Origin of the sequence: Frankia umida (genome assembly GCF_023242945.1) — a bacterium.
In the GTDB taxonomy this organism is placed as follows: Bacteria; Actinomycetota; Actinomycetes; order Frankiales; family Frankiaceae; genus Frankia; species Frankia umida.
In genome coordinates this window covers 247,430-270,344 of the sequence record NZ_JALKFT010000007.1, presented here as the reverse complement: position 1 = coordinate 270,344, position 22,915 = coordinate 247,430, and the positions used below count along the sequence as shown (strand labels likewise).

Here is a 22,915-nt window from a genome sequence, read left to right as displayed (position 1 = left end):
GCCGGGTCGGCATCACCCGCACCGACCTGCTGCGCCAGGCCGAACGCCTCGCCCACACCCTCGAGGTCCCCGCGCCCCCCCCCCACGCCCTGCGCCCCCCCGCCCCCGCCGCCCGGGCCCGGCGGCGGGTGGGGGACGGGCAGCGGACCGGAGAGCAGGACGGGGAAGAAACCAGCCTGGGCGACGGCGGTGGCCAGATCCGCGGACAGCAACTCCGGGTCCGGTTCGGCGCCGTCGAGATAGCCCTCGAGCAGGGTCTCGTCCTCGCTCTCGGCGATGATGGCCTCGATCAGCGCGGCCCGGGCGGCCCGGGCGGTGTCCCCGGACGGTTCGGGGGACAGTTCGCGGCGCTCGCCCGACGGCGCGTACTCGACGATCCGATCGTGCAGGAGGTCGGTCAGCCGCATGCCACCCTCGTCCGACCGGCGGGCCAGCATCGCCGGCAGGACACCGGGGCCGAACACGCGCCGACAGTCGCGGATCGTGGCGTCCAGGTCGGCCCGACCATGATCGAGATGGGTGAGGGCGATCGCCCGCGGCATGCCCACCGCGGCGCACTCGGACCACAGCAGGCTGGTCGCGGCATCCACCCCGTCGACGGCGCTGACGACGAACAGGGCGGCGTCGGCGGCCCGCAGCCCCGCGCGCAGGTCACCCAGGAAGTCCGGATGGCCTGGGGTGTCCAGCAGGTTCACCGTGCACCCGTCGTGCTCGAACGAGCACAGGGTGAGGCCGTCGGAGCGGGCCCGGCGATGGTCGACGTCGGCGTGGCCCAGATAGCTGGTGTGCGAGCCGTGCTGCCCGTTGTGGCGCTCAGGCGGCCCCGCGACGGCCAGCAGCCGGTCGACCAGCGTGGTCTTGCCGGCGCCGGTGTGCCCCACCAGTGCCACGTTGCGAACACCCATCGAGCCCACCGTCATCGCGGCCTCCCTGATCCGGACGTCTCCCGCAGCCGGTACCGGCAGACTCCTCCTTTGTGACGCGCGGCACAACCCGGACGTCGGCGGGGGAAGGCACGGGGACGACGTGGTGAAGACGTGGGGAGGACGTGGGGCCGGGGCGGGAACGGGGGTCGGTGGGCGCCCGTCGTGGCGGCGAGGATGTCGGTGCTCGGCGGTACTGTGAAGACCGCCCGAAGCCGGGCAGACGTGCGCGGGACGACGGGACGGACATGCTCGCAAGCAAGGCACGACCGCAGATCCAGAAGGTGCTCGACCCGGTGAGCCAGTGGGCCGCCCGTTCGTCGATCTCACCGGACGTGGTGACGATCATCGGCACCGTCGGGGTGGCGGGCGCGGCGCTGGGTTTCTTCACCCGCGGCGTGTTCTTCCTCGGCACGATCGTGATCACCCTGTTCGTCTTCTCCGACCTGATGGACGGGGTGATCGCCCGGGCGCGGGGGATGTCGTCGAAGTGGGGTGCCTTCCTCGACTCCACCTCGGACCGCGTCGGGGATGCCGCGATCTTCGGCTCCCTGGTGATCTGGTACGCCGGGGACGGCGACTCCACGCCGCTTGTGGTGGCGGCGCTGATCTGCCTGGTCGCCGGGTCGATCACCTCGTATGTCAAGGCGCGGGCCGAAAGCCTCGGCTTCACCTGCAACGTCGGCTTCGCCGAGCGCGGCGAGCGGCTGCTCACCCTGCTGGTCGCCGCCGGGCTGTACGGGCTCGGAGTGCCCTATCTGCTGCCGGCCGCACTGTGGTTCCTGGTCGGGGCGACATCGCTGACCGTCATCCAGCGGGTGATCCACGTCTACCGGCAGTGGGACCGCGCCGGTGATCCCCCTGGCCCGCGTGGTTCGCGTGGTCCGTCCGGGTCGGCAGGGTCGGGCGGGTCGGGCGGGTCGCCGGCGCCGGGCGCTCCGCTGCCGGGCGGCGGGCCGATGTCGGCCGGTGGGCCCACGGCGGCGATGACCGGCCGCGGCGTCCCGCGGCGGCCGTGAGCTCCGGGCGGCTGACCGATCTGGCCTACGCGCTGGGGTGGCGGGTCGTCCGGTTGCTCCCGGAGCGGCTGGCCGCGGCCGTCTTCCGGGCCGGCGCCGACCTCGCCTGCCGCCGGGGCGGTCGTGGTGTGCGGCGGCTGCGCTCCAACCTGGCCCGGGTCGCGCCGACAGGCACCGACCTCGACGCGCTGACCCGCGCCGCGATGCGCTCCTACGCCCGCTACTGGCTGGAGGTCTTCCGGCTGACCGATCTCGGCCTCGAGCGCATCGTCCGCCAGATGCGCCTGCTGGACCAGCACGTGCTGCGGGAGGCACACGCCCAGGGCCGTGGCACGGTGGTCGCCCTGCCGCACATGGGCAACTGGGAGCAGGCCGGCGCGTGGCTGGTGGCCAGCGGCATGCCGTTCACCACCGTCGCCGAGCGGCTGCGACCGGAGTCGCTGTTCGAGCGCTTCCTCGCCTTCCGTACCGCGCTCGGGATGGAGGTCATCCCGCTGACCGGCGGCGAGTCCCCGCCCTACGAGGTGCTCGCCGCGCGGCTGCGGGCCGGTGGCACGCTGTGCCTGCTCGCCGATCGGGACCTGTCCAGTTCGGGAGTCGCGGTGCGCTTCTTCGGCGCGACCGCGACGATGCCCGCGGGCCCCGCCGCCCTCGCCCTGGAGACCGGGGCGGTCCTGCTGCCGGTCACCCTGTGGTTCGACACCGACGGCTGGAGCGGGCGGATTCACGCGCCCGTGCCACACAGCGACGTCGCCACGATGACCCAGGCCCTCGCGGACGAGTTCGCCCAGGGCATCGCCGCCCACCCGGCCGACTGGCACATGCTCCAACGCGTCTGGCGGGACGATCCGCCCTCGTCGTCGCCGACCCGCGCGCCGGCATCGTCGGCATCGTCGGCTCCGTGAGGATCGGGATCGCCTGCCCGTACACCTGGGATGTGCCCGGCGGGGTGCAGGTGCATGTGCGGGACCTGGCCGAAACGCTGATCGCGGCCGGCCACGAGGTCTCGGTGATCACACCCGTCGACGACGAACGGACCCTGCCCTCCTACGCCGTGGACGTCGGGCGGGCCCTGCCCGTGCGCTACAACGGCTCGGTGGCCCGGCTGCTGATGGGGCCGGTCTCCGCCGCCCGGGTGCGCCGCTGGCTGCGTGAACACGACTTCGACGTGCTGCACGTCCATGAGCCCAGCGCGCCCAGCATCGGCCTGCTGGCCTGCATGCTCGCCGACGGTCCGATCGTCGCCACGTTCCACACCGCCAACCCGCGCTCGCGGTTTCTCACCGCCGCGCAGGGCGCGTTGCAGCCGTCGTTCGAGAAGCTGCGGGCGCGCATCGCGGTGTCGGAGGCGGCCCGTCGCACCCTGGTCGAGCATCTGGGTGCCGACGCGATCCTCATCCCCAACGGGGTGGCGGTGGCGGGCTTCGTCGGCGCGACACCGCTGCCCGGCTACGACGACGGACGCCCCACGGTGGTGTTCCTCGGGCGCATCGACGAACCCCGCAAGGGTCTGGACGTGCTGCTCGCCGCGATGCCAGCGCTACTGGCCAGCGTCGCCGACGTCCGGCTGCTGGTCGCCGGCCCCGGTGACGCCGCGGGTCTGCGCGCCCGGCTGGACCCGCGGCTGCGGGACCGGGTCGACCTGATCGGCCTCGTCTCCGACGCGGACAAGCCCCGGGTGTTCGCCTCCGGCCAGGTCTACTGCGCGCCGAACACCGGGCAGGAGAGCTTCGGCATCGTGCTGCTCGAGGCGATGGCGGCGGGCACCCCGGTGGTCGCCAGCGACCTGGACGCGTTTCGCCGCGTCCTGGACGACGGGCGGGCCGGGCGGCTGTTCGAGGTGGGTGACCCGGCGCGGCTGGCCGAGGTCCTCGCCGAGGTGCTCACCGACCCGGGCGGCGTCACCGATCTGGTGCGCCACGCCCACACGGTCGCGCAGGCCTACGACTGGCGCACGATCGCCGAACGCATCGTCGGGGTCTACCGGATGGTCTCCGGTGACGGGCGGGTGTCGGTCGCTTCCAGCTGACCGGGACCCCGGTCACACCGCGGCGTTGGCTACGCTGCGCGAGATGGATGCCCTCGTGGTGGTGGTTGCTCTGGTGGTGGCGATCGCGACCTATCTGACCTGGCTGGCGTTGCGCCTTGATCGGCTGGCCGCCCGGGTCGCCGACGCCCGCGGGGGACTGGTCACCCAGCTCGTCGCCCGGGCCGACGCCGCCGACGCGCTCGCCACGCGGTGCGCGCTGCCCGAGCTCGCCGACAGCGTCCGGCGGGCGCGGGCCGCCCATCCGGCGCTGCTGGCCGGCGGCCCGCTGGACGGCGGGGTCGAACTGGCCGAGAACCTGCTGAGCCGGTCCCTGCGCTCCGGTGAGGTCGCGGCGGCCGGACAGCTCTTTCCCACCGAGCTGCACGCGGTCGACAGCGAGGCCGCCCGGGTCGCGCTCGCCCGCCAGTTCCACAACGACGCCGTGCGCGACCTGCGGGCCCTGGCCGGGCGCCGGCTGATCCGGCTGCTGCACCTGGTCGGACGTCGGCCGAGCCCCACCTACTTCGAGATCGACGACGCGCTGCCGGTCCGGGGGGATCTGCCGGGCCTCGCCTCCTGAGCGTCGGCCCTGACCGGGCTGCCCCGCCCACGGCACCGATGGCCGACCGGACCGCGCCGTACGATGGGATACCGACCCACCCACACGGGAATCACCGGGCCGGGCAGCCGACCTCTCCCGCAGTGTCCGATCGGGCGCGGCGCGGACGACGGCGGTGCCGGCCCGTGTGTGGTGCCCGACTGGAAGCGAAAGCGACGGCACATCATGTCCGAGGCCCAGAGCGCCCCCAGCAGCGGCTTGGCGGCCGACTCCCCCCGTGACGGCGACGCGGCTCGCCACGCCGGCACTGCCCGCGTCAAGCGCGGCATGGCGGAGATGCTCAAGGGCGGCGTGATCATGGACGTGGTCAACGCGGAGCAGGCGCGCATCGCCGAGGACGCCGGCGCCGTCGCCGTCATGGCCCTGGAGCGGGTGCCCGCCGACATCCGCGCCCAGGGCGGCGTCGCGCGGATGAGCGACCCGGACATGATCTCCGAGATCGTGGCCGCGGTGTCGATCCCGGTGATGGCCAAGGCGCGCATCGGGCACTTCGTCGAGGCCCAGGTGCTGCAGGCGCTCGGCGTCGACTACGTCGACGAGTCCGAGGTGCTCACCCCGGCCGACCCGCATCACCACATCGACAAGTGGAAGTTCACCGTCCCGTTCGTCTGCGGTGCGACGAACCTCGGCGAGGCGCTGCGCCGGCTCGCCGAGGGCGCGGCGATGATCCGTTCCAAGGGTGAGGCGGGCACCGGCGAGGTGTCCAACGCCGTGGTGCACATGCGCACCATCCGCGCGGAGATCGCCCGGCTCTCGGCCCTGCCGGCCGAGGAGCTGTACGCCGCGGCCAAGGAGCTGCGCGCCCCGGTCGACCTGGTCACCGAGGTGGCCCGGCTCGGGCGGCTGCCGGTCGTGCTGTTCACCGCCGGCGGCATCGCGACCCCGGCGGACGCGGCGCTGATGATGCAGCTCGGCGCCGACGGTGTGTTCGTCGGCTCCGGCATCTTCAAGTCCGGCGACCCGGCCCGTCGGGCCCGGGCGATCGTCGAGGCCACGACCATGTACAACGACCCGGATGTCCTGGTGAAGGTCTCCCGCGGCCTCGGCGAGGCGATGGTCGGCATCAACGTCTCCGAGCTGCCGCCGGCCGCCCGCTATGCCGATCGTGGCTGGTGAGCGGCCCGCGGATCGGCGTCCTCGCGCTGCAGGGAGATGTCCGCGAGCACGCGCGCGCGCTCGCGGCGGCCGGGGCCCGGCCGGTGGAGGTCCGCCGGGTCGCGGAGCTCGACGAGGTCGACGGCCTGGTGCTGCCCGGTGGGGAGTCCACCACCATCGGGCGGCTGCTGCGGGTGTTCGCGTTGCTGGAACCGCTGCGGGAGAGGGTGCTGGCGGGCCTGCCCGTGTTCGGCTCGTGTGCTGGCATGATCCTGCTTGCACGGGACGTCGTGGACGGCCGACCCGACCAGCCTCTGGTCGGCGGGCTGGACATGGTGGTCCGGCGCAACGCGTTCGGCCGGCAGGTCGACTCGTTCGAGGCGGACCTCGACGTCGTCGGTGTGCCGGGACCGCCGGTGCATGCGGTCTTCATCCGGGCACCATGGGTGGAAAAGGCAGGCGACACGGTCGAGGTACTGGCCCGCGTCGCCGAGGCGCCGGTGGCGGTCCGTCAGGGGTCGCTGCTGGCAACGGCGTTCCATCCCGAGCTCACCGGTGACTTCCGGGTACACCGGCTTTTCGTCGACATCGTGCGATCATCCGGATCAGGTCGGTGATTGCCAGTAAGAGGGGCAGGACATGAGCGGTCACTCCAAGTGGGCGACCACGAAGCACAAGAAGGCGGTCATCGACGCCCGGCGCGGCAAGCTGTTCGCCAAGCTGATCAAGACGGTCGAGGTCGCGGCCAAGACCGGCGGGGGAGACCCGGCCGGCAATCCGACGCTCGCGGACGCCATCGCCAAGGCGAAGTCCCAGTCGGTGCCGAACGACAACATCGACCGGGCGGTCAAGCGCGGCTCCGGTGAACTCGGCGGCGGCGTGAACTACGAGAGCATCACCTACGAGGCCTACGGGCCGGCCGGGGTGGCGGTGCTCGTCGAGTGCCTGACCGACAACCGCAACCGGGCCGCGTCCGACGTGCGGGTGGCGATCACCCGCAACGGTGGGACGGTGGCCGACCCGGGTTCGGTGTCGTACCTGTTCAACCGCAAGGGCGTCGTGCTGCTGGCCAAGCGGGACGGGCTGACCGAGGATGACGTGCTGCTGGCCGTCCTCGACGCCGGCGCGGAGGAGGTCAACGACCTCGGCGACGACTTCGAGGTCATCTCCGAGGCGACCGATCTGCACGCGGTGCGGGTCGCGGCGACCGACGCCGGGCTCGAGGTCAGCTCGGCTGACATCTCCTGGCTGCCGAGCGTGAGCGTGCAGCTGGACGCCGAGCCCGCCGCCAAGGTGCTCAAGCTGGTCGAGGCGGTCGAGGACCTGGACGACGTGCAGAACGTCTGGTTCAACGGTGACATCTCCGACGATGTCATGGAGCTGGTCACCAGCTGAGTGCGCCCGAACGCCGGGGCACACTGCCGGGGGCGTCCGATGGCCGCGGTCGGCGTGTCGTGGATGTCGTGGTTGCGCCGCACGCCGTAGTATCGAACGAGTGTTCTCGCCGCGGTGCGCGTCCTCCTGCGGCGGGTTCCCTGCGGCGGGTTCTTCAGCGGTGGGTTCCCAGCGGCGTGTGTACTCGGGAGGATGGATGCGGGTGCTCGGAGTCGATCCGGGGCTGACCCGGTGTGGCGTGGGAGTGGTCGACGGTGGCGTCGGCACCCGGGCCACCCTGGTCGAGGTCGGGGTGCTGCGCACCTCGGCCGGGGCGGATGTGGCCGATCGGCTGCGCGCCATCGCCGACGGGATCGACGCCTGGCTGGACCGCACCAGGCCGCAGGCCGTGGCAGTGGAGCGGGTGTTCAGCCAGGCCAACGTGCGCACGGTGATGGGCACCGCCCAGGCCGGCGCGGTGGCCATCATGCTGGCGGCCCGGCGGGATCTGCCGGTGGTGCTGTACACGCCCAGTGAGGTCAAGGCGGCCGTCACCGGCAGCGGCCGGGCCGACAAGGCACAGGTCGGTTTTATGATCACCAAGCTGCTCGGGTTGGCCGAGGTGCCGCGGCCCGCCGACTCCGCCGACGCGCTGGCACTGGCGCTGTGCCACCTGTGGCGCGGCCCGGCCCTGGCTCGGATGCGGGCGGCCGCCGGCCCCGGGGGCACGCGGTGATCGCCTCGGTGTCGGGCACGGTCACCGCGCTGGGGCCGCTGTCCGCCGTCGTCGAGGTCGGCGGGGTGGGGCTGCTGGTCCAGTGCACCCCGGCGACGCTTGCGTCCCTGCGGGTGGGGGAGCCGGCCTCGTTGGCCACCACCCTGGTCGTGCGCGAGACGGAACTGACCCTGTACGGCTTCGCCATGCCCGACGAGCGGGACGTCTTCGAGGTCCTGCAGTCCGCGGCCGGCGTCGGCCCGAAACTGGCCCAGGCCGTCCTGGGCGTGCACGATCCCGACACGGTCCGGCGCGCCGTCGCCGAGGAGGACCTCAACGCCCTCACCCGGGTACCCGGCATCGGCCGCAAGGGAGCCCAGCGCATCGTGCTGGACCTGCGCGACCGCCTCGGCCCCCCGCGCGGTCCCGCGGCTGTGCCCGGCCCGCGGGCGGGTGCGCAGGCCCGGGCGGGCAGCCCCGGCGAGCATGGTCCCGGTGGCACGGTCGCGGCCTCGGTGCGGGAGGCCCTTGGCGGGCTCGGCTACTCCGCCCGCGAAGCCGAGGACGCCGTCGCCCGGGCGCTGGCCGCGCTCGCCGACCCTCCGCTCGCCGATCCCGCGGGCGACACCCCCGCGGGCGACACCCCCGCGGGCGACGCAGTCTCCGAGGCCGCCATCCCCGTCGCCGAGCCTGACGCGGCGACGCTGCTGCGTGGGTCCCTCGCCGTGCTGCGCCGATGACGGCCCGCCGCGGGCCGTGCCGACAGTGGCCAAGCGCCTGCCCCGGCGGCGCGGATGGGTGAGCAGGGCCTGGTCTCGGCGGTCGCCAACGCCGAGGAACGGGCGTTCGAGGCGGGTCTGCGGCCGCACACCCTGAGCGAGTTCGTCGGCCAGGGCAAGGTCCGCGAACAGTTGACCATCATGCTCGAGGGCGCCCAGGCCCGCGGCACACCGCCGGATCACGTGCTGCTGTCCGGTCCGCCCGGCCTGGGCAAGACCAGCCTCGCCATGATCATGGCCGAGGAGCTCGGGGTTCCCCTGCGGATGACCAGCGGCCCGGCGATCGAGCGCGCCGGTGATCTCGTCGCGATCCTGACCGCGCTCTCCCCGGGCGAGGTGCTGTTCCTCGACGAGATCCACCGCATCGCCCGGCCGGCCGAGGAGCTGCTCTACTCGGCGATGGAGGACTTCCGGGTCGACGTGATCCTCGGCAAGGGCCCCGGGGCGACGGCGATCCCGCTGGCGCTCGCCCCGTTCACGCTGGTGGGCGCGACGACCCGCTCCGGGCTGCTCACCGGACCGCTGCGCGACCGGTTCGGCTTCACCGCCCACCTGGACTTCTACCATCCCGACGAGCTCACCCAGGTGCTCACCCGCTCCGCCGGGCTGCTCGGCGTGCGGCTCACCCCCGAGGGCGCCGACGAGGTCTCCGGTCGCTCGCGGGGCACCCCACGGATCGCGAACCGGCTGCTGCGCCGGGTCCGCGACTACGCCGAGGTGCGTGCCGACGGCACGGTCACCCGTGAGGTCGCCGCCGCCGCGCTGCGGGTCTACGACGTCGACGGGCTCGGGCTTGACCGGCTCGACCGGGCCGTCCTGGAAGCCCTGGTCACCCGGTTCGGTGGCGGTCCGGTCGGCCTTTCGACGCTCGCGGTGTCGGTCGGCGAGGAGACCGAGACCGTCGAGGACGTGGCCGAGCCGTTCCTGCTGCGGGCCGGCCTGCTGATCCGCACCGCCCGCGGCCGGGTGGCCACGCCGGCCGCCTTCGAGCATCTGGGTGTCGAACCGGTCAGTGACCCGCTTGGGCGCAGTCAGGCGGCGCTGTTCCCCGACGCTGGCTGACCTGCCGCGGCAGCCTGGCGACGACGCGCGCAGCGGTACAAACCGGACTCCCGGGCCCTGCCCACCGAACGCACCCGTTCGATACGTACGATCGCCGCAACAGTTCAGGAGGACGGGATGTGGGCGCGTACATGACGACGGCGGCGGGCAACAGCGAAGGTGGATCGATCGGCGGGTTTCTGCTCCCGCTGCTCCTCGTCCTCGTCGTGGTCTACATCTTCTCGATGCAGCGCCGCCGGGCCAAGGCCCAGCAGCAGGAGGCGTCGCGGATCGAACCGGGCACCCTGGTGGTGACCACCGCCGGTCTCTATGCCACCGTCGTCGAGCTGGACGAGGGCGACATCCTGCTCGAGATCGCCCCGGACGTCGTCTGCCGCTTCAGTCGTAGCGCGGTCGCCCGCGTGCTGAGTTCCCCGGGCGACCAGGACGACCACGACCACGGCGATCACGACCACGACCACGGCGATCACGACCACGACCACGGCGATCACGATCACCATGATCACGGTGATGGTGTCGGCGCACACGGTGCCGGCTCGACCGGCGAGGGCGTCGGCGACACACCTGCCGCCGACACACCTGCCGCCGACGGAGCGGCGTCCGGCGAGACGCCAGCTGGTGGTACGTCAGCTGGTGGTACGTCGGCCGGTGGCGAGACGACCGGTAACGGCGACGCGGGGACGCCCGACCGGCTACGCAAGGAGCTGTGACCGCGGGTCATCGTAGAACCGGGCGACGCACAGTCGCCGCGTCACCGCCGGGGGCTCGGAACGTACCCTCGGTGACATTCGTTCGGGTACGTTGAGCAACGCCGCTCCGGGCACGGCGAGGCGAACCAGCGCCGGTCAGCCGGTGCATGAGGAAGGGGCTCGCACGTGGCACGCCGCTCGGCACGGGTTTCCGCGGGAACCTCCGCATGGACCCGGCTGGGGATCCTCGGAGGGCTGTTCGCCCTGCTCTACGGCCTTATGGCCGTCACCGGCACCTGGACCCCCCGGCTCGGTCTCGATCTCCAAGGTGGCACGAGTGTCATCCTGACCCCTCGGGCCACGGGTGGCCAGTCGGTGAACTCCGGCGCCATCAACCAGGCTGTCGACATCATCCGCCAACGCGTCGACGGGCTCGGGGTCGCCGAGTCCGAGGTCCACCGCACGGGCAACCAGATCGAGATCTCGGTGCCCGGCCGTGGCCGCAGCGATGTCGTCGACCTCGTCGGTCAGACCGCCGAACTGCGCTTCCGTCAGGTCTACCAGGCCGATACGGCCGCCGCGGCGGCGCCGACACCGGCGACGCCGGCCCCCGGCGCGACCCCCGCCCCCGCGGGCAGCGCGACCCCCGCTCCGTCGGTGGCACCGACACCCAGCGTGGCGCCGGGTGCGGCCACCCAGCCGAGCCCGGCCGCGACCCAGCGGCCCGCGGCCCTCGGTCTGCCGGGGGAGGGTTCGGGCCTCGCGGTGCAGGCGGTGTCCTTCTCCGCACGGTCCGGTTCGACCGTGCTCGCCGCGCCCGCCGCCACCACCGCGCCCGCCGCCACCATCGCCCCCGCCGCCAGCACCGCCCCCGCCGCCAGCACCGCCCCGTCGGCGGCGCCCGCGGCCTCGGCCTCCCCCGCTCCGTCGACGACGGCCTCCCCGGCGCCCACGCAGGCCACCGATCCAGCCGCCGCCGCGGCCGCGCCGCCGGCCAGTGTCGTGGCCCAGTACACCGCGTTGACCTGCGCGCCCAGCGACGTGCGCCGCTCGGCGGCGAGCACCGACAAGGCGCAGGACTGGATCGCGGCCTGTGACCGCGACGGCACCACCAAGTACCTGCTGATGCCGGCGTCGGTCGTCGGCACGGACGTGAAGACCGCGTCCGCCGGTCTGCAGGGCGGTGGCGGCACCACGTCCATCAACACCGGACAGTGGGTGGTGAACGTCGAGTTCACCGGTTCCGGTCAGGGCAAGTTCACCCGCCTCACCGAGCAGACGATCGGCAAGCAGGTCGCGATCGTGCTTGACGGCGTCGTCCAGTCGGCGCCGCAGACCAACGAGCGCATCGCCGGCACGGCCCAGATCTCCGGCTCCTTCAACCAGTCCGACGCCGATGATCTGTCCAACGTGCTGCGCTACGGTGCGCTGCCGCTGGCGTTCGAGCGGTCCCAGGCGGAGTCGATCTCGCCGACCCTGGGTCGCGACTCCCTGCACGGTGGCCTGCTCGCCGGCGGGATCGGTCTGCTGCTCGTCATCGCCTACTCGTTCCTGTACTACCGGGCGATGGGCATCGTCGTGGTGGCCTCTCTGGTGGTCAGCGGCGGGATCATCTACGCGTCGGTGGTACTGCTGGGCAGCGCGATCGGCTTCACGCTGACCCTCGCCGGCATCGCCGGTCTGATCGTGTCGATCGGTGTCACCGCCGACTCGTTCGTCGTCTACTTCGAACGAATAAAGGACGAGGTGCAGGCCGGTCGGACGGTGCGGGTCGCCGCCGACCGGGCCTGGCCCGCCGCGCGGCGCACAATGCTTGCCGCCGACACCGTGTCGTTCCTCGCCGCCGCGGTGCTCTACATCCTGTCGATCGGCTCGGTGCGCGGGTTCGCCTTCACACTGGGTCTGTCCACCCTGAGCGACGTACTGATCATGTTCATCTTCACCCGGCCGCTGGTAGCGCTGCTGGTGCGGCGCAGGCTGTTCTCCGTCAGTCGTTTCTCGGGACTGAGCCCGAAGATGATCGGCGGACGGGCCGCCGCAGTCCCGGTGGCCACCACCAGGGCGCGTCTGGCCAAGCGGCCGACGCCGGCCGGGCAGAAGCGGGAGAGCTGAGACGATGGCACTGCTCGCGCGGATCTACCGCAGCGATTTCCACGCGGACTTCGTCGGCCGCCGCCGGGCCTGGTACACGGTGTCCGGTGTCGTCGTCGCGATCTGCATCATCAGCATGATCGTGCGGGGTTTCAGTCTCGGCATCGAGTTCTCCGGCGGCGCGGTGTTCCAGTTGCCGAGCAACGGCGGCACCGTGGAGCAGGTGGAGGACACGCTGGCGAACGCGGGGATCGACCCGTCCGACAGCGTGATCCAGCAGCTCGAGACGTCCCACCAGTTCCGGGTGCAGACCCGCACGCTCACCGATCAGCAGACCGAGCAGGTCACCAACACGTTGGCGAAGCAGTTCTCGATCTCCGATCCGGACCGCAACATCGCCGTGTCGACGGTGGGCTCCTCCTGGGGTTCGACGATCACCAAGAAGGCGATCCAGGGTCTGATCGTCTTTCTCATCCTGGTCGTCATCTACCTGTCGGTGCGTTTCGAGTGGAAGATGGCGATGGCCGCGATGGCCGCGCTGGTGCACGACCTGATTGTCACGATGGGTGTGTACTCGCTGGTCGGGTTCGAGGTGAGCCCGTCCACGGTGATCGCAGTCCTGACCATTCTCGGTTTCTCGTTGTACGACACGGTGGTGGTGTTCGACCGGGTGCGGGAGAACACCGCGGGAATCGCGACGTCCACCCGGCGCACCTACGCCGAGTCGACGAACGACGCCCTCAACGAGACGTTGGTCCGTTCGCTGAACACCTCGCTGATCGCGCTGATCCCGGTCGCGTCGCTGCTGTTCGTCGGCGCCGGGCTGCTGGGCGCCGGCACGCTGAAGGACCTGGCGCTCGCCCAGTTCGTCGGTATCGCGTCGGGTACCTACTCGTCGTTGTTCTTCGCGACGCCGCTGCTGGTCGACCTCAAGCGCTCCGATCCCGCGGTGGTGGCCCTCGACGCGCGGGTCGCCCGTGATCGGGCCCGCCGGGCCCGCTCCGGCGAGGGCCTCGCCGCGGACACCTCCGGTGCCCAGGCGGCGCGGGTGGTCGGCCGTGGCCCGCGGGGCCTCGGCGACGGTGACGACGGTTCGGACCACCTGGACGGGCCCGGTGGTTCGGGGGCCGCGGGCCCGGGGGAGGGCCGAGACGGCGGGGCGTGGGGGGAGCCGGTGACCGCGGGCGTAAACATCGGCGGTGCGGCCCGTCGGCCGCAGCCAGGTGCCGCTCCGCGACGCGCCGGGCAGCGCAAGCCCGGGCGTCGAGGGCGTCCAAGCGGTAAGAAGCGACGGTAGGAAACGTCTGCCGGACGTGACACGAACAAGCCGGGCGGGTCCCGCGTACGGCGCCGGCTGTGCCGGACCGTATGGAACACAGGCAGCGGACTAACCCGAAAGTGGGCGGAACGAAACGATGACAGGCATCGGCGAGGTAGTACCCCAGCGGTCCGCCACGAACGACGCGGCCGCCGACGTGCTGCGTAGCCACGTCCGGGACATCCCGGACTGGCCGCAGCCCGGCGTCGTGTTCAAGGACATCACCCCGCTGCTGTCGTCACCCACCGCGTTCGGAGTGGTGATCGGCGCCATCGCGGACATCGCGCGGGAGCGGGGTGCCACCACTATCGCGGGCATCGAGGCGCGCGGCTTTCTGCTGGCCGCACCGGTGGCCGACCGGATCGGTGCCGCCCTGGTGCCGATCCGCAAGAAGGGCAAACTGCCCGGACCGATCCGCAGCGCCACCTACGACCTGGAGTACGGCAGCGCCACCATCGAGATCCACGCGGACGCGGTACCCGCGGGTGAGAGGGTGCTGCTGGTGGACGACGTGCTCGCCACCGGGGGCACCGCCGCGGCCGCACACGGCCTGCTCGTGGAGTGCGGCGCCGAGGTGGTCGCACTGACGGTGCTCATGGAACTGTCGTTCCTGCCCGGCCGCTCGCGGCTTGGAACACTGGATATTGTCCCACTTCTGGCGATTTGACCTAAATCGGCACTGGTCTGCGGAAGGCGGGGGCCGGTCCCGGGGTTACGCTCGTCAGAGCAGTCCCCAGTCTGGAGCGGCCCGTGCCTGAGGCAGCGCCGGTGACCACCGGAGCGTCGTCGTCCGCCTCGGCCCCCACCAGGGAGCCGAGGTCGGCGGCGACGCCCGCGCGCCCGGCGTCCGGCCGCGAGCCGGCGGCTCGTGAGCTCACGGGCCGTCAGCCGGCGGCCGTCGAGCCGGCGGCTCGCCCGTCGCTGGGCCCGGAGTCGGTGGGCCCGGAGTCGGGTGGCCTGCATCCGGTGCCCGAGCGGGCACCGGATGGTCCGTCCGAGGCGGCGACGCCCGGCAGTGGCCTCTCGGCCGGTGGCGCGCCTGGCGGTGGCGCGTCCGGAGGGTCGCAGAGCGCTCCGGTCATCCCGCGGCTTGGGCACGAGTCGCCGCCGTTGCCGCGCCGGGTACGTGGTCGGCTCTCGCGGCTGTCCACCCACCGGGCCACGCCGTCGTCCACGCTGGACCCGGTGCTGCGGGGGTTGCTCGCCAGCCATCCGCGGGCCGACATCGACCAGGTGCTGCGGGCCTTCGAGGTCGCTGACGCGGCGCACGCCGGTCAGGTGCGCTTCTCCGGCCATCCCTACATCAGTCATCCCATCGCGGTCGCGGGCATCCTCGCCGATCTCGGGATGGACACTCCGACGCTGTCCGCGGCCCTGCTGCACGACACGCTGGAAGAGACATCACTGACCGTCGACGTGATTCGGGAGACCTTCGGGGACCAGATCGCACTGATCGTGGACGCGGTCAGCAAACTCAACCGCGTGAAGGTCGGGGAGGCGGCGCAGGCGGAGACGATCCGCCGGATGGTCGTGGCCATGGCCCGCGACCCCCGGGCGCTGGTGGTCAAGCTCGCCGACCGGCTGCACAACATGCGTACCCTGCGGTTCCTGCCCGAACACAAGCAGGAGCGCAAGGCCCGCGAGACGCTCGAGGTCTATGCCCCGCTGGCCCATCGCCTCGGCATGAACTCGCTGAAGTGGGAGCTGGAGGACCTCTCCTTCGCCGCGCTGTACCCGAAGCGGTACGACGAGATCGTCCGGCTGGTCGCCGACCGCGCGCCGAGCCGCGACGTCTACCTCGCCGACGTGATCGGCCAGGTGCAGACCGGTCTGCGCGACTCGCGGATCAAGGCGGTCGTGTCCGGCCGGCCGAAGCACTACTACTCGATCTACCAGAAGATGGTGGTGCGCGGCCGGTCGTTCGACGACATATACGACCTGGTCGGTATCCGCGTCCTGGTGGACTCCGTCCGCGACTGCTACGCCACGCTCGGCAACGTCCACGCGAACTGGAAGCCGATCCCGGGCCGGTTCAAGGACTACATCGCGATGCCGAAGTTCAACATGTACCAGTCGCTGCACACGACGGTGATCGGCCCGGAGGGCAAACCCGTCGAGTTGCAGATCCGCACCCATGCCATGCACAACCGGGCCGAGTACGGTATCGCCGCGCACTGGAAGTACAAGGAGGACGGGGTCGCCGTGCGTACCTCGGTCACCCCACGTCCCGGGCGGCGCCGCGGCGGCGCGGAGCCGGACCTGATGAGCTGGCTGCGCCAGGTGCTGGACTGGCAGCGCGAGAGCGCGGACCCCGGCGAGTTCCTCGACAGCCTGCGGTTCGCGGCGGAGACCGACGAGGTGTTCGTGTTCACCCCGAAGGGTGACGTCATCCCGCTTCCGGTCGGGTCGACCTCGGTCGACTTCGCCTACGCGGTGCACACCGATGTCGGCCACCACTGCGTCGGCGCGCGCATCAACGGCCGGATCGCCACGCTGGACACCCAGCTCGACAACGGCGACACGGTCGAGGTCTTCACCTCGCGAGCCCCGTCCGCGGGTCCCAGCGAGGACTGGCTGATGTTCGTCCGCTCGTCCCGGGCCAGGTCGAAGATCCGCCAGTGGCATGCCCGGGAGCGCCGCGAGGACGCGATCGTCGCCGGCCGTGACGCGATCGGTCGGGCGATGCGCCGCCATGGTCTGCCGCTGTCCCGGCTGATGAGCGGCGACGCCCTGCTGGGCCTGGCCAAGGACATGCGCTACCAGGATGTCGCCGCGCTGTACGCGGCGGTGGGGGAGAACCACCTGAGCGCGGCGTCCGTGGTCAGCCGGCTGCTGACGGCCCTGGGCGGCCCGGAGGGCGCCGAGGAGGACGTCGGCGAGACCGAACTGCCGATCCGCACGCTGCGCCGTTCCGCCGCGGAACCCAGCGTGCTGGTCACCGGCGCGCCCGACGTGTGGACGAAACTCGCCCGCTGCTGCGCGCCGATGCCCGGCGACGACATCGCCGGCTTCGTCACCCGCGGTAAGGGGGTGTCGGTGCACCGCAGCGACTGCGTCAACCTCACCGGGCTGCGCGGCGGCCCACACGACCGGTTGGTCGAGGTCGCGTGGGCGGCCTCGTCCGGCTCGGTGTTCCTCGCCGTGATCCAGGTCGAGGCGCAGGACCGCACCAAACTGCTCTCCGACGTGACCCGGGTGCTGTCCAACCGGCACGTCAACATACTGTCCGCATCGGTCACCACGACCCGTGATCGTGTGGCGGTCAGTCGCTTCACCTTCGAGATGGGCGACGCGAAGCACCTCGGGAACATCCTGAGCGCGGTCCGATCCCTGGATGGGGTCTACGACTGTTTCCGCGTCACCTCGGGCGTACAGGCCTAGCCGAGAACCAGGCCTGGCAGTCCCGGGCCTGGCCAGACCCAAGGGGGCGCCGTGGATGCAGAGACGGTAGGTGCGGGCTTTCCGGCCGGCGGCGGGCTGTCCCCCGCGCTGGCCAGATCGGACGCGGCCGACGACGCCTCCCGGGCGATGTCGGCCGCCCGCCAGGCAAGCGTGCGGCTTGCGTACCTGGCCCGGCGGATGGCCGCGCCGCGGATGTCGCAGGTGCCCCCCGAGCTGCGCGACATCGTCGAGGCCCATCGGGATTACCATCCCCGCGCCGACATCGCGGCCCTCGTGCACGCCTTCGGCGTCGCCGAGCAGCTGCACGCCGGACAGATGCGCCGCAGCGGCGACCCCTACATCAGCCATCCGCTGGCCGTCACCGCCGAACTCGCCGAACTCGGCGTCGACACGACCACCCTCATCGCGGCCCTGCTGCACGACACCGTCGAGGACACCGGCTACACCCTCGCCTCGGTGACCGCCGAGTTCGGGCCGGAGGTCGCCAACCTCGTCGATGGCGTCACCAAACTGGACAAGATGCGTTTCGGGGAGGCCGCAGAGGCCGAGACGCTGCGCAAGCTCATCGTCGCGCTGGCCCGGGACTACCGGGTGCTGGTCATCAAGATCGCCGACCGGCTGCACAACATGCGCACGCTCAACTTCATGTCCCCGGCCAAACAGCAGAAGATCTCCCGGGTGACGCTGGAGATCCTGGCGCCGCTGGCCCACCGGCTCGGCGTGAGCGTGATCAAACGCGAGCTCGAGGACCGGGCGTTCGCCGTGCTGCATCCCGCCGAACACGCCAGCATCGCCGCCGTCGTCGACGAGTTCACCGCCGCCGAGCAGAACAGCGGCGCCGTGCGGGACATGGTGTCGCGACTGCAGTCCGGTCTCGCCAGCGCCCGGATCGACGGCGAGGTGGCCATCCGGGCCAGTCACCTGTTCTCCATCTACAAGCGGGCCCAGGAACGGGCGCGGGCACCGCGGGACTACACCGACATCGTCCGGGTGCTCGTTCTCGTCGACGAGATCACCGACTGCTATGCCGCGCTCGGCGTGATCCACGCCCTGTGGCGCCCGGTGCCGGGCCGGCTGCGTGACTTCGTCGCGACCCCGAAGTTCAACATGTACCAGTCGCTGCACACCACCGTCGTCGACGATGACGGCCGCAGCATCGACATCCAGATCCGCACCGCCTCCATGCACCAGCTGGCCGAGACCGGCATCATCGCCCGTCCCGTCGGGGCCGGGGCCGACGGCGCCCGGCTGGAGGGCCTGTCCTGGCTGCACAGCCTGCTGGACTGGCAGGAGGACACCGTCGACTCGGACGAGTTCCTCGAGTCGCTGTCGTCGGACCTGGAATCCGACGAGGTGCTCGCCTTCACCCCGAAGGGCCGCATGATCGCGCTGCCGGCCCGGTCCTCCCCGGTGGACGTCGCCTACGCGGTGCACACCGACATCGGCCACCGGGCGATCGGCGCCCGGGTCAACGGCCGGCTCGTCCCGTTGCACACCCGGCTGCGTAACGGTGACGTGGTCGAGATCCTCACCTCCAACCTCCCCGGCGCCGGCCCCTCGGAGGACTGGCTCCGCTTCGTACGGACCTCCCGGGCTCGCGTCCGCATCCGTCGCCACCTGGCCCGGGCCCGGCGCACCTCCCCGTCCGGGTCCTCGTCGTCGTTCTCGTCCCCGACGGCTGGTGTGACCTCGTCCACCGGTGTCGGTACGTCCGGTGGTGTCGGTACGCCCAGGGTCGGTTCCTCCGTGGGTAGGGCTTCGTCCTCGCCTTCGGCCGGGACGAGCCCGACGGCACGACCGCTCGGGTCCGGCGGGGCGATGTGGCCGGCGATCGGCGCCGGGAAGCCACCGACAGCCGGGACCGCTCCCCGTGCCCTCGACGGCGGCGAGACCGATGGGACCGTGGCGACCGGTGCGACGGTGCCGACCAGGGCGAGCGTGGTGGCTGGTGCGACGGTGGCGGCTGGTGCGACGGTGGCGGCTGGTGCGACGGTGGTGGCTGGCGAGCTCGGGGCGGCCGTCACCGGGCCGGGACGTCGTGGGAGCGCTGGCAGCCAGTCCGCCGTCGCCGACGACGGGACCGGCGTGCGGACGCCGATCCGGCTGGCGCGATGTTGCCTTCCGCTGCCTGGCGACGCCGTCGTCGGCCTCACCACCCATGGGAACGCCGCAGCCCTGCATCGACAGGAATGCGCGAACGTGACCGATGTATCGGCGGAGCGTGAGCGGGTGCCGGTGGCGAGCTGGTCCATGCCGCAGGTCACGATCTTCCCGGCGGAGATCGCCGTCGAGGCGTTCGACCGCTACGGGCTCCTGGCCGACATCACCGAGATTCTCTCCGAGACCTCGGTCTCGGTACGGGCGGCCTCCACCACCACGTCGGACGACCGGGTCGCCCACGCCCGTTTCACCATCGAGGTCACCGGCCTGGAGCAGCTCGGCCGTATCCTCGCCGCGGTCCGTCACGTCGGCGGCGTGTACGACTGCTATCGCGCCTGCCAGACCCAGCCCCCGCCGCGCACCCCCCGGCCAGGCACGACCAGCCCGGTCGGCCCCGGCGATCCCACCACCACCACCAGCGGCTCCGCGTCGGCGTCCTCCCGTTCCTCCCGCCCGCCCCGAACCTCCCGGTCGCTGCCCGGATCGGTGCCGATGGCCACCGCCCCGCGGGAACCCGAATCGACGGTGGGCTAGCCGCCTCGCCCGGCCCTCGCCGCCGACGGCCCGCTCCGCGGACGGATGCCGAGGGTTGTGCGGTCGCATGCCGAGGGTTGTTCGGTGTGGGGAGGCCGAATCCTTGAACAACCCTCGGCATGTCGCGATGTCTGTCGTGATCCAGAGGCGCTGGAGCACCTGACCCCACCGCTTGGACCCGGCGAACGCACACCCCGCTTCCCGGGCGGGACGGCCGGCGGCGAAACCATGATCCGATCTCGGGCGTGAACCTCGGGGGTGGTGGGATGGTGATGGTGGGGCGAGCCGGGCAGGACGGTGGGCGGCGGTCTGGGCTCGGCGGGACAACTCCATTCGGGGGAGAAGATCACCCGAATGGAGGGGTTCGGATGGGCTGGTCCATTACGTACGGTGATGTTTCTGCTGAGGTCGAACGGGGTGGATGACCGTCCGCCCGGACCGGAGTCCGTGAGGCGTATCGCGGCCGCGCCGAGGCCGGAAGGGCGTCGGGGCGGGCTGCGGGAAGAGGTCCGGGAAGGAGTCTGGCGAAGGGGGTCCACGGAGTGAGCCGTGGCGGGCCCGGGAAGCCGGGTGATTCCAGTGCGGAAGGTGCCTTCCGTATGGACCGGATGTAACCGGCACGTATCCAATGTCATCCACGCCGGCAGATTGCGGGCGAATGACGGTGAGTGGAATGCGGTAGCCCACTCGGGGCGCCGAAAATTCAACGGCCGTGGCGGCCCATCGATGTAGAGTATCCTGCGTATCCCCGTTTCCAGAGGGAGTGCGCATGAGTCATCTGCAGGTCGTCGTCAGTATCGACTCCCTGGACGGCGCCGAGCGTATCGGCCGGGCGCTGGTGGAGGCCCGACTGGTCGCCTGTTTCCAGGTCCTCGGCCCGATGCGCAGCATCTATCGGTGGAAGGGCGAGATCGAGCAGGCGGACGAATGGCTCTGCCTGGCGAAAACGACCACCGCGCGATTCGACGAGATGCGCGAGCGACTCGTCGTCCTGCATCCGTACGACAATCCCGAGATCATTGCGACGCCGATAGTCGCTGGGCACGGCGACTATCTGGACTGGATCAGCGAGCAGACCAGACCGCTCGCACAGTGATCCGGAGCCTGCCGGCGCCCCGGCTGCCCACCTCAGTGCCCCCTGCCCACCTCAGTGCCCCCTGACGGGCTCAGTGCCCCCTGACGGGCTCAGTGCCCCCTGACGGGCTCCAGCCCCCGCCCGCTGGCGGCTCCCAGCGCGCACTGACAGGCTCCAGCGCCCGTCCGCGGTGATCCCGAGTCTGCCGGTTGTGCCAGGGACCGGCCGCGGTGACCGCCGCGGGAGGAATCAGACCAGGGCCCGCAACTGGTCGTCGAGATCCCGCACGACCTGGGTGTGCTGCCAGGGGCGCAGGTGTTCGCGGGCGCGGCGGACGCGGGCGAGTCCCAGCGAGAAGTCGGTTTGCGCGACGATTGCGAGGGATTCGGCGGCGAAGTGGCAGGCCGCGTCGATCTCACGGCGCTGGATATGCACCTCGGCGATGTCGCTGAGAAGCAGGGAGCGCTTCTTGGTGGCCCCCGGTCCGGCCACTCGCAGTGCTTCGGTCGCCGCGGCGTAGGCGGCCGCGGGACGACGCAGCCTGGTGTATGTGGTGACTTTCAGGCCGTCGAGCCGGCCCCGGTCAAAGAAATGCGTCCAGACCCGGCTGCCATCGCTCTCGCCGCGGTCGAAGGCATCCTGGGCGCGGTCGAGGGCGGTCAGTGCGGCCCGGCCCTCACCGCGGGCGGCCTGCTCCTCGGCCTCGCGTGCGGCCAGCCAGGCACGGGTCATCGCGGTGCTGCCGGCCGCGGCCCGTCGCTGCGCCTCACCGAGCAGCGCGCAGGCCTGGTCGTGGCGGCCCTGGCTGGCGGTCTGGTAGCTCTCGTAGCCCAGCACGCAGGCCCAGAGCCCGTGGTCCTCGGCGTCCCGGGCGGCCTCGATGGCGACCCGGTAGTAGGCCGTTGCCGCCGGCAGGTCGTTGCTGTCGAAGGCCAGCCAGCCCGCCAGCGCCGCGGTCTCGCCGGCCGTCGAGGTCAGCGAGCGGCGCAGGGGGGAACGGCCGGTGGACTCCAGCAGCTGGATGAGGCGCCCCAGATGCTCGGTGACGCGTGGCATCAGCGTCCGGGCGGGAACACGCTCCTCCAGGCCGTACAGGCCCGCGGTGCGCTGGCCCAGCTCCTCGACGAGCTCGGGGGTGACGCTGGCGCGTCGCCGCAGCGCCGCGGACAGCCGCTCCCAGGGGGGGCCGTCGGCGCCGGCGCCCAGCGGGACGACCGCCACACCGCCCGCGGCGGCCAGCAGACGCAGCACGTCGCGGCGCTCCACCGGCGGGCCGTTGGGGTCGATCACACTGCCGGTGCCGTGCAGGGCCGCCACCGGACCCGCGGTGACGGTCGCCCCGCCGACCGTCACGCCCGCGACATCCGCTGGTCGGCCGGGTTCCGGTCGACCAGCGCCGCCTATGGGCGCGAGTGCCTCGTCGTCGACGAATCCGAGTTCCACCGATGACCGACCGAACAGCGCGCGCAGCAACCGCTGATAGCGGAGACTGGGCTTTTTATCGCCCTTCTCCCACTTGCAGATCATGTTTCCGGTGACGCCGGCCTCGCGGCCGTCGTGCACCATGGAGAAACGGCGGATCTCGGTCGCGAGCCGTTCCTGCGACCAGCCCCGCTCCTCCCGGCTCAGCCGCAGCCGGGAGTTCGGTGTGCGTGGCGCCGGGCCGTGTCCGGATGGCGCGCCATCGTCGACGGAAGCACCGGTGGGGGATGTCCGGGACGCCCCCGAGGGAGCGGTCGTGAGCTGCATCGGGGCCTCCGAAGTCAATCGGTTGACTCCTGGAGCTTAACCCTCAGTGAGATATGCCGGGCATGCCGTCCGTGGTCCTTCCGGGACCAGAAGCGGAAAAGGTGTGGTCCCTGTGGTCTTTGTCATTCGTGGACGGTGTGATTCGTGGACAGTCGGTGTGCCGCTGCGGAGGGTGGCGCACCCTGGGGCGCGGATGGTGGCGCAGCCGGTGGCCGTCCGTCGCGGACCGTTGGGCCCCGGGCGTCGCCTTCGCCCGCCCGGGTCCGGCCTTCTACAGTGTGG

General features: G+C 72.0%; 19 protein-coding genes. 17 read left to right on the top strand and 2 right to left on the bottom strand.

What is annotated here, in order from left to right; all coding sequences use genetic code 11:
• On the bottom strand, positions 1 to 905 hold a 905-nt coding region (locus MXD59_RS10015), incomplete at its 3' end, for a GTP-binding protein (RefSeq protein ID WP_248824441.1).
• A 266-nt stretch (positions 906 to 1,171) separates the two neighbouring features.
• Here MXD59_RS10015 and pgsA point away from each other — a divergent pair.
• The 17 genes from pgsA to cutA all read left to right on the top strand — a co-directional run bounded on the left by pgsA (position 1,172) and on the right by cutA (position 20,905).
• Entirely contained in the window at positions 1,172 to 1,942 is a 771-nt protein-coding gene (gene pgsA / locus MXD59_RS10010; protein WP_248824440.1) for a phosphatidylinositol phosphate synthase, read from the top strand.
• The gene (locus tag MXD59_RS10005) at positions 1,939 to 2,847 is read left to right on the top strand and encodes a phosphatidylinositol mannoside acyltransferase (protein ID WP_248824439.1); all 909 of its coding nucleotides are present in this window, start codon (positions 1,939 to 1,941) and stop codon (positions 2,845 to 2,847) included. Before pgsA ends, MXD59_RS10005 begins: the two co-directional genes overlap by 4 nt.
• On the top strand, positions 2,844 to 3,971 hold the full coding sequence (locus MXD59_RS10000; protein WP_248824438.1) for a glycosyltransferase family 4 protein: 1,128 nt from the start codon (positions 2,844 to 2,846) through the stop codon (positions 3,969 to 3,971). Before MXD59_RS10005 ends, MXD59_RS10000 begins: the two co-directional genes overlap by 4 nt.
• A 43-nt stretch (positions 3,972 to 4,014) precedes the next feature.
• Complete coding sequence (locus MXD59_RS09995) at positions 4,015 to 4,551, top strand: hypothetical protein (protein ID WP_163548651.1); 537 nt, start codon at positions 4,015 to 4,017, stop codon at positions 4,549 to 4,551.
• A 204-nt stretch (positions 4,552 to 4,755) separates the two neighbouring features.
• Complete coding sequence (pdxS, locus tag MXD59_RS09990) at positions 4,756 to 5,706, top strand: pyridoxal 5'-phosphate synthase lyase subunit PdxS (RefSeq protein WP_283096617.1); 951 nt, start codon at positions 4,756 to 4,758, stop codon at positions 5,704 to 5,706.
• Entirely contained in the window at positions 5,703 to 6,302 is a 600-nt protein-coding gene (gene pdxT, locus MXD59_RS09985; RefSeq protein ID WP_163548649.1) for a pyridoxal 5'-phosphate synthase glutaminase subunit PdxT, read from the top strand. Before pdxS ends, pdxT begins: the two co-directional genes overlap by 4 nt.
• A 22-nt stretch (positions 6,303 to 6,324) precedes the next feature.
• On the top strand, positions 6,325 to 7,080 hold the full coding sequence (locus MXD59_RS09980) for a YebC/PmpR family DNA-binding transcriptional regulator (RefSeq protein ID WP_163548648.1): 756 nt from the start codon (positions 6,325 to 6,327) through the stop codon (positions 7,078 to 7,080).
• A gap of 196 nt (positions 7,081 to 7,276) precedes the next feature.
• Positions 7,277 to 7,795, top strand: coding sequence for a crossover junction endodeoxyribonuclease RuvC (gene ruvC / locus MXD59_RS09975; protein WP_163548647.1), 519 nt, complete (start codon positions 7,277 to 7,279; stop codon positions 7,793 to 7,795).
• Entirely contained in the window at positions 7,792 to 8,514 is a 723-nt protein-coding gene (gene ruvA / locus MXD59_RS09970) for a Holliday junction branch migration protein RuvA (protein ID WP_248824437.1), read from the top strand. The genes ruvC and ruvA overlap by 4 nt, the downstream gene beginning before the upstream one ends.
• Positions 8,515 to 8,568: 54 nt before the next feature.
• Positions 8,569 to 9,615: a Holliday junction branch migration DNA helicase RuvB gene (gene ruvB, locus MXD59_RS09965; RefSeq protein ID WP_248824436.1), complete on the top strand. Its 1,047-nt coding sequence runs from the start codon at positions 8,569 to 8,571 to the stop codon at positions 9,613 to 9,615.
• 119 nt (positions 9,616 to 9,734) lie between these two features.
• Positions 9,735 to 10,325, top strand: coding sequence for a preprotein translocase subunit YajC (gene yajC, locus MXD59_RS09960; RefSeq protein WP_308301684.1), 591 nt, complete (start codon positions 9,735 to 9,737; stop codon positions 10,323 to 10,325).
• 165 nt (positions 10,326 to 10,490) lie between these two features.
• Complete coding sequence (secD, locus tag MXD59_RS09955; RefSeq protein WP_248824435.1) at positions 10,491 to 12,416, top strand: protein translocase subunit SecD; 1,926 nt, start codon at positions 10,491 to 10,493, stop codon at positions 12,414 to 12,416.
• Positions 12,417 to 12,420: 4 nt separating this feature from the next.
• Positions 12,421 to 13,692 (top strand): protein translocase subunit SecF, encoded by a 1,272-nt coding sequence (gene secF, locus MXD59_RS09950; RefSeq protein ID WP_248824434.1) that lies wholly within the window; start codon positions 12,421 to 12,423, stop codon positions 13,690 to 13,692.
• Between the two features lie 118 nt (positions 13,693 to 13,810).
• A complete protein-coding gene (locus MXD59_RS09945) occupies positions 13,811 to 14,380 on the top strand; it encodes an adenine phosphoribosyltransferase (protein ID WP_248815206.1) in 570 nt (189 codons plus the stop codon).
• Positions 14,381 to 14,463: 83 nt separating this feature from the next.
• Positions 14,464 to 17,094, top strand: a complete 2,631-nt coding sequence (locus tag MXD59_RS09940) for a RelA/SpoT family protein (protein WP_308301683.1) — start codon at positions 14,464 to 14,466, stop codon at positions 17,092 to 17,094.
• Between the two features lie 51 nt (positions 17,095 to 17,145).
• Positions 17,146 to 19,809, top strand: coding sequence for a RelA/SpoT family protein (locus MXD59_RS09935; RefSeq protein ID WP_248824433.1), 2,664 nt, complete (start codon positions 17,146 to 17,148; stop codon positions 19,807 to 19,809).
• A 769-nt stretch (positions 19,810 to 20,578) separates the two neighbouring features.
• Positions 20,579 to 20,905 carry a divalent-cation tolerance protein CutA gene (gene cutA / locus MXD59_RS09930; RefSeq protein WP_175084650.1) on the top strand — a complete coding sequence of 109 codons (327 nt, stop codon included), beginning with the start codon at positions 20,579 to 20,581 and terminating at the stop codon, positions 20,903 to 20,905.
• Between the two features lie 228 nt (positions 20,906 to 21,133).
• Here the strand turns inward: cutA and MXD59_RS09925 are convergent, their stop codons facing one another.
• Complete coding sequence (locus tag MXD59_RS09925) at positions 21,134 to 22,633, bottom strand: helix-turn-helix domain-containing protein (protein WP_248824432.1); 1,500 nt, start codon at positions 22,631 to 22,633, stop codon at positions 21,134 to 21,136.
• Positions 22,634 to 22,915 lie beyond the last annotated feature (282 nt).